Source organism: Streptacidiphilus neutrinimicus, from assembly GCF_000787815.1.
Classification (GTDB): Bacteria; Actinomycetota; Actinomycetes; order Streptomycetales; family Streptomycetaceae; genus Streptacidiphilus; species Streptacidiphilus neutrinimicus.
This window is the reverse complement of sequence record NZ_BBPO01000073.1, coordinates 26,172-34,295: the sequence shown is the minus strand read 5'-3', so window position 1 is coordinate 34,295 and position 8,124 is coordinate 26,172. Positions and strand designations below refer to the sequence as shown.

Annotated in this window: 7 protein-coding genes and 5 tRNA genes; 10 read left to right on the top strand and 2 right to left on the bottom strand. The window is 70.3% G+C overall.

From position 1 onward, the window contains the following. Positions 1 to 2,101, bottom strand: a 2,101-nt coding sequence (locus TR48_RS31525) for a sensor histidine kinase (RefSeq protein ID WP_042373762.1), incomplete at its 3' end; no start/stop codon positions are given. Between the two features lie 548 nt (positions 2,102 to 2,649). Here TR48_RS31525 and TR48_RS44555 point away from each other — a divergent pair. The 8 genes from TR48_RS44555 to TR48_RS31485 all read left to right on the top strand — a co-directional run bounded on the left by TR48_RS44555 (position 2,650) and on the right by TR48_RS31485 (position 4,968). After that, positions 2,650 to 2,841: a hypothetical protein gene (locus TR48_RS44555; RefSeq protein ID WP_042373761.1), complete on the top strand. Its 192-nt coding sequence runs from the start codon at positions 2,650 to 2,652 to the stop codon at positions 2,839 to 2,841. A 126-nt stretch (positions 2,842 to 2,967) separates the two neighbouring features. Further along, on the top strand, positions 2,968 to 3,735 hold the full coding sequence (locus tag TR48_RS31515; RefSeq protein ID WP_042373760.1) for a fumarylacetoacetate hydrolase family protein: 768 nt from the start codon (positions 2,968 to 2,970) through the stop codon (positions 3,733 to 3,735). Continuing rightward, the gene (locus TR48_RS31510) at positions 3,728 to 4,462 is read left to right on the top strand and encodes an HAD family hydrolase (RefSeq protein ID WP_042373759.1); all 735 of its coding nucleotides are present in this window, start codon (positions 3,728 to 3,730) and stop codon (positions 4,460 to 4,462) included. Before TR48_RS31515 ends, TR48_RS31510 begins: the two co-directional genes overlap by 8 nt. A gap of 77 nt (positions 4,463 to 4,539) precedes the next feature. After that, positions 4,540 to 4,611: transfer RNA gene (locus TR48_RS31505), tRNA-Gln, on the top strand. Positions 4,612 to 4,633: 22 nt separating this feature from the next. Further along, a tRNA-Glu gene (locus TR48_RS31500) sits at positions 4,634 to 4,706 on the top strand. Positions 4,707 to 4,726: 20 nt separating this feature from the next. Continuing rightward, a tRNA-Glu gene (locus TR48_RS31495) sits at positions 4,727 to 4,799 on the top strand. Between the two features lie 20 nt (positions 4,800 to 4,819). Continuing rightward, positions 4,820 to 4,892, top strand: a tRNA-Glu gene (locus tag TR48_RS31490). A 4-nt stretch (positions 4,893 to 4,896) separates the two neighbouring features. Beyond that, positions 4,897 to 4,968: transfer RNA gene (locus TR48_RS31485), tRNA-Gln, on the top strand. Between the two features lie 110 nt (positions 4,969 to 5,078). Here the strand turns inward: TR48_RS31485 and TR48_RS31480 are convergent. After that, entirely contained in the window at positions 5,079 to 5,792 is a 714-nt protein-coding gene (locus TR48_RS31480) for an IclR family transcriptional regulator (protein ID WP_042373758.1), read from the bottom strand. Positions 5,793 to 5,960: 168 nt separating this feature from the next. Between TR48_RS31480 and leuC the strand changes: the two genes are divergently transcribed. Beyond that, positions 5,961 to 7,385 (top strand): 3-isopropylmalate dehydratase large subunit, encoded by a 1,425-nt coding sequence (gene leuC, locus TR48_RS31475; protein ID WP_042373757.1) that lies wholly within the window; start codon positions 5,961 to 5,963, stop codon positions 7,383 to 7,385. 6 nt (positions 7,386 to 7,391) lie between these two features. Beyond that, positions 7,392 to 7,988, top strand: coding sequence for a 3-isopropylmalate dehydratase small subunit (gene leuD / locus TR48_RS31470; protein ID WP_042373756.1), 597 nt, complete (start codon positions 7,392 to 7,394; stop codon positions 7,986 to 7,988). Positions 7,989 to 8,124 lie beyond the last annotated feature (136 nt).

The following is an 8,124-nucleotide window of genomic DNA, read 5'->3' as shown; positions in this document are numbered from 1 at the left end:
GGCCCATGCGGCGGGAGACGGAGACGTCCACCACCGGCGGGTTCGCCAGGCGCTCGTTGATCTCGGCCAGGTCGTCGGGGGAGAGGCCGATGCCGGTGTCGTGGATCTCGATCAGCACGCGGCCGTCGGGCAGCGCGTGACCGGTGACCCGGACCCGGGTCTGCGGGCTGGAGAACGACGTCGCGTTCTCGAGCAGCTCTGCGAGCAGGTGCACGAGGTCGTTGACGACGCGGCCGGCGACCTCGGCGGTCGGCACCGAGGCCAGTTCGATGCGCTCGTACTGCTCCACCTCGGAGGCGGCGGCGCGGAGCACGTCGACCAGCGGGACCGGACGGGTCCAGCGGCGGCCCGGGTCCTCACCCGCGAGGACGAGGAGGTTCTCACCGTTACGACGCATACGCGTCGCGAGGTGGTCGAGCTTGAACAGCTGGGCCAGCTGGTCCGGGTCCGCCTCACGCGACTCCAGCTCGGAGATCATGGCCAGCTGACGCTGGATCAGACCCTGCGAGCGGCGCGAGAGGTTGGTGAACATCGCGTTGATGTTGCCTCGGAGCAGGGCCTGCTCGGCGGCGAGTCGGACGGCCTGGCTGTGGACCTTGTCGAACGCTCGGGCCACGTGCCCGATCTCGTCCCTGGTGTCGATCCCGATCGGCTGGATCGTGACGTCCACGTCCTGCGGGTCGGCCTCGGAGAGCCTGCGGACCATCTCGGGCAGCGTGTGCTCGGCGACGTCCTCGGCGGTCTGCTGCAGCTTGGCCAGGGTGCGCACCATCGAGCGGGCCACCAGACCGGCGCCGAGGATGGCGACCAGGAGGACCGCGACGATCAGACCGGCGTTGGCGTAGGCGTCGGCCTGGGCCTGCGAGCGCAGGTTGGCGGACGTCGTGTTCAGCTCCTGGACCAGGAAGGACTCGTCCTGGGCCATCTGCAGCATCTGCGTGTGGGACTGCGAGTACCAGTCCTGCGCGGTCTCGGTCTCGTTCGAGAGCGGCGTGTTGGCGCTCAGCACCTTGGAGGCCCAGCGCTGGGCCTCGGAGATGTTGGTGTTGGACTGCCAGGCGCCGATCAGGTTGCCGGCCTTGCTCGGGCCGTAGAGGGCGGTGAACTCCTTCTGCGAGGTCTCCGCGTCCGCCAGCGCCGCGGCGGCGTACTGCCGGTCGCTCGCCTGGATGATCGGCGTCGGCTGCGTCGCGCCCGGCTGCTGGTACGCGAGCGCGCCGAGCAGCGTGGAGCGGACGATGGCCATGTCCTCGTGCCACTGCGTGAACGCCTGGAGCGATCGGGTCGCCTGGACCAGCTGCAGGTTCGAGGAGGCGAGGGCCAGGTCCTGGGTGACCTGGGTCAGCGGGGCGATCAGGCCGTCGAACTCGGCGACGGTCTTCTGCAGGTTCGGACCGGCGGAGGCGTCGCCGGTCGGGTACCCGAAGGCCTCCGTCTCGATCGGCCGCAGCTGCTGGAGCTTCGCCTGCACCGAGGTGATGTCGACGCCGTTGCCCGGCAGCTGGGTCTTGTCGAGCGAGTCGATCAGGTTGCTCAGCGTCTGGTGTCGCTTGGCGGTCTGCGACATGTCGTAGAGGACCTGGCTGTTGCTCTGCACGCTCTGGCCCTGGATGCCGCTGGCCAGCGCCATGTCGTCGCGCTCGTTCTCGAGCGCGATGGCGAGCAGGGTGGCGGCCTGGGCCACGTCACCGAGCTTGGCGACGCTGTCCAGCTGCTGCTGGGTCTGGATGGAGCCCTGGATGCGCAGACCACCGAGGACGATGGCGGCGACCACGGGGAGCACCAGAAGGGCGGTGAGCCTGGAGCGGATGCGCCAGTTGCCCAGGGAGAACCGACGTGTCCTGACGGCCTTGGGCGGGGTCACCCGCCCGATCCGGCTGGCGCCGGAGGGGCCGTCCTTCTGGTCGCCCTTGGCGTTGCCGGAGCCCGCGCCTGGTGTGGCGCTGGGACCGGCGGTCTCGGGGCCGGGGCGGCCCGCGGCGGCTCCGGGGCGCGAGCCCTCGGCGGCGTGGGGGGCATTCGGCGACGGCTGCTGGTGGCCAGCTGCTCCGCGGTCCGCCGGGTTGCCCGCGCCGCCGCCCCTCTTGATACGTCCCTGCACTAGCGTCGCAACCTCTGGACCAGGCGTCCCGCGCTGTGCGCAGCGGCGGAACGGTGTCGAGTTCTCGGAGGGCGTGGACCCGGTCGGGTCCGAGCCTCGCCCGGTGGAGTTCTGTTCTCCAAGCCGCCGTCGAGAGCCCCGGTGCCGAGCTTCTTGCTGGGTGGGGGCGGCTCCGGCGGTCCGTGGCATTCCAGCACAGCCCCCGATCTCCAACAAGGGGCGACGCTCGGTAGCGGAGTGTGTGACCATCAGTGGTGCAGGCGTGACGCAACGTGCGAAATGGAGTCGGGGAAACCGTACGTTTCGGACATGCGTGCGTCCGAGCTGCGCGTGAGCGGGTGACGGCGCGTCATGATTTTGTCCGATATGGCCCTAATGTCCAACCTATGGATCGGGGCACAATGCCGTAACTGTCGGTTCTGGAGTACCGTGAAGTGACCAACCTCACAGCATATGAGGTGGTGCCGGGCGCCTCTCCTGTGGAATGAGATCCTGGATGTGGGCACAGCACGTGGCCCCCTGCCGATCGAGACCAAGGTGAGTCACCGGTGACCTTCAAGACGACCATGAGCTTCCGTCCCACGGCCAACCCGCGCCGGACCAAGCTCGCCGTGCTGCCGGAGAACGGCGGCCCCGCGCTGCGCCAGTCCGCCGAGCAGCCCGCGGAGCTCCCGCAGCAGACGGCCAACCCGCGCCGCACGAACCTGATGGTCGCCCCGCCGGCGCGGGTCGCGGAGTAACGACGCACCACGTCTCGCGAAGGGCCCCGCTTCGGCGGGGCCCTTCGCGTCGCTCCTGCCGTACGCCCCGCCCGGACTAGGGTGGGTCGTGATCCACCCGTTCCGCTCCGAGGAGACGTCCGCACCGTGCGCATCGCCAGGTACACCCACGAGGGCGAGGTCACCTTCGGGGTGATCGACGCCGAGGCCGAGACCGTCGCCGCGCTCGCCGGCCACCCGTTCGGCGAGCTTCAGCCGACCGGCGCGGTGTTGCCGTTGTCCGACGTGCGGCTGCTCACCCCGATGCTGCCGAGCAAGATCGTCGCCGTCGGCCGCAACTACGCCGCCCACGCGGCCGAGCTCGGCCACGAGGTGCCCGAGGCGCCGCTCACCTTCTTCAAGCCCTCGACCTCCGTCATCGGCCCGACCGAGAACATCGCCTACCCGCCGTTCTCCTCCGACGTGCAGTACGAGGCCGAACTGGCCGTCGTCATCGGCCGGATGTGCCGCGAGGTGCCGCACGCCCGGGTGAACGACGTGATCTTCGGCTACACCTGCGCCAACGACGTCACCGCCCGCGACATCCAGCAGCGCGAGGGCCAGTGGGCCCGGGCCAAGGGCTTCGACACCTCCTGCCCGCTCGGCCCGTGGATCGAGACCGACCTCGACCCCGCCGACCTCGCCGTCACCTGCACCGTCAACGGCGAGCTGCGCCAGGCCGGCCGCACCTCGCAGATGGTCCGCTCGATCGCCGACCTGGTCGTCCACATCTCCGACGCGATGACCCTGCTCCCGGGCGACGTCATCCTGACCGGCACCCCGGCGGGCGTCGGCCCGCTGCAGATCGGCGACGAGGTCGCCGTCACCGTCGAGGGGATCGGCACGCTGAGCAACCGCGTGGTCAAGCGTGGCTGAGACGGTCGGCGAGGAGGTCCGAGGCGTCCTCTGGGACATCGACGACACCCTTTTCGACTACTCCGGCGCCGAGCGCGCGGGGATCCTGGAGTACCTGGGCGGGCTCGGGCTGCTGGACTCGTTCGTCTCCGCGGAGCAGGCGCACGCGCTGTGGAACGCCGACATGGAGACCGCCTACGAGCGCTTCCTGGCCGGCGAGCTCGGCTTCCAGGAACAGCGCCGGGTCCGGGTCGAGGCCTTCCTGGGCCGGATCGGCCGCACCGCGCCGGACCCCGACGTGTGGTTCGCCGGTTACCTGGACGCCTTCACCCGGCACCGTCGCGTCTTCGACGACGTGATACCGGCGCTCGACGCGCTGTCGGGCTACCGGCACGGGCTGCTGAGCAACTCCTCCAGCCGCTACCAGGAGGACAAGCTGGCCGCGATCGGCCTGCGCGGCCGGTTCGTCTCGCTGGTCTGCTCCGACGAGATCGGGCACGCCAAGCCCGCGCCGGAGGCCTTCCTGGCCGGCTGCGCCGCTCTCGGTCTGCCGCCCGGCCAGGTGGTCTACGTGGGCGACAAGCTGACGACGGACGCGCACGGCGCGCTCGCCGCCGGACTGCGGGCCGTCTGGCTGGACCGCGGGGACGTCGGGGAGGGCGCGGACGTGCCGCGCGTGCGCACCCTCGCTGACCTGCCGGAGCTGCTCCGGGTTATCGATTTTGGAGCGCCGCCCACCATCCGGTAGTGTTCTTCTTGTTGCGCCGCCCGGGAGGGACGGGGGAGAACCGAGAGGTTCTCACCAAGATCACCTGGACAGTGCGATGGGGTATGGTGTAATTGGCAGCACGACTGATTCTGGTTCAGTTAGTCTAGGTTCGAGTCCTGGTACCCCAGCTCACAAACACATAATGATCTCGCCCCCGTTGTGTAGCGGCCTAGCACGCTGCCCTCTCACGGCAGTAGCGCCGGTTCGAATCCGGTCGGGGGTACTCGGTCCGCAAGGGCCAACGCCCCCGTTGTGTAGCGGCCTAGCACGCTGCCCTCTCACGGCAGTAGCGCCGGTTCGAATCCGGTCGGGGGTACTCGGCTCGCAAGGGCCAACGCCCCCGTTGTGTAGCGGCCTAGCACGCTGCCCTCTCACGGCAGTAGCGCCGGTTCGAATCCGGTCGGGGGTACTTTTGGGGTATGGTGTAATTGGCAGCACGAGTGATTCTGGTTCATTTAGTCTAGGTTCGAGTCCTGGTACCCCAGCTCTGAAACGCACGAAGACCCGCGAGGGTCTTTTTTTGTTTTTCCGGGCGTATGCGAAATGGCATGCGATAGGGCGGACCGCCGTGGCGGCCCGCCCTGCTGACGAGGGGTCAGGCGCGGCGCAGCGCCTCGGTCAGACGCGCCGCCGCCTCGACGATGGCCTGAGCGTGCAGCCGGCCCGGGTGCCGGGTCAGCCGCTCGATCGGACCGGAGACGGAGACCGCCGCCACGACCCGGTTGGACGGACCGCGCACCGGCGCCGAGACGGACGCCACGCCGGGCTCGCGCTCGCCGATCGACTGCGCCCAGCCGCGGCGTCTCACGCCGGACAGCGCGGTCGCGGTGAAACGCGCGCCCTGGAGGCCGCGGTGCAGCCGCTCGGGCTCCTCCCAGGCCAGCAGGACCTGGGCCGCGGAGCCGGCCTTCATCGGGAGGGTGGAGCCCACCGGGACGGTGTCCCGCAGGCCGGAGAGCCGCTCGGCGGCGGCCACACAGATCCGGAGATCGCCCTGCCGCCGGTACAGCTGCGCGCTCTCGCCCGTCACGTCGCGGAGGTGGGTGAGCACCGGGCCGGCCGTGGCCAGCAGTCGGTCCTCGCCCGCCGCGGCGGCGAGCTCGGAGAGGCGGGGCCCGAGGATGAAGCGGCCCTGCATGTCACGTGTGACCAAGCGGTGGTGCTCCAGAGCGACCGCCAGCCGGTGCGCGGTGGGACGCGCCAATCCGGTGGCCGAGACCAGCCCGGCCAGGGTCGCGGGGCCTGCCTCTAGCGCGCTCAGCACCAGAGCAGCCTTGTCGAGAACGCCGACGCCACTAGAGTTGTCCATGCCCTGATATTGCAGTCTCGGATCGCGAGACGCAAGTTCAATCTTCTGGGAACTGCGTCACTCTGGATGAACGGGGGCTTCCGAGGGGCTTCCTCGGGGCTCCGGCAGGAGCTTCCGCCAAAGCAATCGACGGCTTGACCGGCGACGCCGCCGGTCGGAGGGACAGCGATGGGACGCACACTCGCGGAGAAGGTCTGGGACGACCACGTCGTTCGGCGCGCCGAGGGCGAGCCCGACCTCCTCTTCATCGATCTCCACCTGCTGCACGAGGTGACCAGCCCGCAGGCCTTCGACGGCCTGCGCCTCGCCGGCCGCAAGGTGCGTCGCACGGACCTCACCATCGCCACCGAGGACCACAACACCCCGACCCTCGACATCGACAAGCCGATCGCGGACCCCGTCTCCAGGGTCCAGTTGGAGACGCTGCGCGCCAACTGCGCCGAGTTCGGCGTACGCCTGCACTCGCTGGGCGACGTCGAGCAGGGCGTCGTCCACGTGGTGGGACCGCAGCTGGGACTGACCCAGCCCGGCACCACCGTGGTCTGCGGCGACTCGCACACCTCCACCCACGGCGCCTTCGGCGCACTGGCCTTCGGCATCGGCACCAGCCAGGTCGAGCACGTGCTGGCCACCCAGACGCTGCCGATGGCCCGCCCGAAGACGATGGCCATCACGGTGGAGGGCGAACTGCCCGACGGCGTCACCGCCAAGGACCTGATCCTGGCCGTCATCGCCAGGATCGGCACCGGCGGCGGCCAGGGCTACGTCCTGGAGTACCGCGGCTCGGCGATCCGCGGGCTCTCCATGGAGGCCCGGATGACCGTCTGCAACATGTCGATCGAGGCCGGCGCCCGCGCGGGCATGATCGCCCCGGACGAGACCACCTTCGCCTACCTCAAGGGCCGCGACCACGCGCCCACCGGCGCGGAGTGGGACGCCGCCGTGGCGTACTGGAAGACCCTGGCCACCGACGAGGACGCGGTCTTCGACGCCGAGGTCTTCATCGACGCGAACGAGCTGACCCCGTTCGTCACCTGGGGCACCAACCCCGGCCAGGGCGCGCCGCTGGGCGCGAACGTGCCCGACCCGGCGTCGTTCGAGGACCCGCAGGAGCGCATCGCCGCCGAGAACGCGCTGACGTACATGGGCCTGACGGCCGGCACCCCGCTGCGCGAGGTGAAGGTCGACGCGGTCTTCGTCGGCTCCTGCACCAACGGCCGGATCGAGGACCTGCGCGCGGCCGCCGCCGTCGTGGAGGGCCGCCGGATCGCCGACGGCGTGCGGATGCTGGTCGTTCCGGGCTCTGTCCGCGTCGCGCTGCAGGCGATCGAGGAGGGGCTGGACAAGGTCTTCACCGCGGCCGGCGCCGAGTGGCGCCACGCCGGCTGCTCCATGTGTCTGGGCATGAACCCCGACCAGCTGGCCCCGGGCGAGCGCTGCGCGTCCACCTCCAACCGCAACTTCGAGGGCCGCCAGGGCAAGGGCGGCCGCACCCACCTGGTCTCCCCGCAGGTGGCCGCCGCCACCGCGGTGCTGGGCCATCTGGCCTCGCCCGCCGACCTGTCCGACGCACCCCAGCTCGTGGAGGCCTGAACCGCCATGGAGAAGTTCACTTCGCACACCGGCCGGGCCGTCCCGCTGCGCCGCAGCAACGTCGACACCGACCAGATCATCCCGGCGCACTGGCTCAAGAAGGTCACCCGGAACGGCTTCGAGGACGGGCTGTTCGAGGCCTGGCGCAAGGACGACGCGTTCGTCCTCAACCGCCCGGAGCATCAGGGCGCGACCGTCCTGATCGCGGGGCCCGAGTTCGGCACCGGCTCCTCCCGCGAGCACGCGGTCTGGGCGCTGCAGAACTACGGCTTCAAGGCCGTCATCTCCTCCCGCTTCGCGGACATCTTCCGCGGCAACTCCCTGAAGAACGGCCTACTGACGGTGATCCTGCCGCAGGAGACCGTGGAGCGGCTCTGGGAGCTCGTCGAGGCCGACCCGCAGGCGGAGGTGACCGTCGACCTGGAGGCCCGCGAGGTCCGTGCGGCGGGCGTCAACGCCCCGTTCGAGCTGGACGAGAACGTCCGTTGGCGGCTGCTGAACGGCCTGGACGACATCTCCATCACCCTCCAGCAGGAGGCCGACATCGCCGCGTACGAGGCCGGCCGACCCGCCTTCAAGCCGACCACCACGCCCGTCGGCTGAGCCTCCAGCAGCGCTTTTTCGCCACATCAAGGCAGCCCCCCGGTGTCCACCGGGGGGCTGCCTCGTTTCCTCCCCGTGACTGTGTGTAAGGTCAACGCCGGGCGCAGGCAGGAGATAACCGGCCACGAGTGGCACA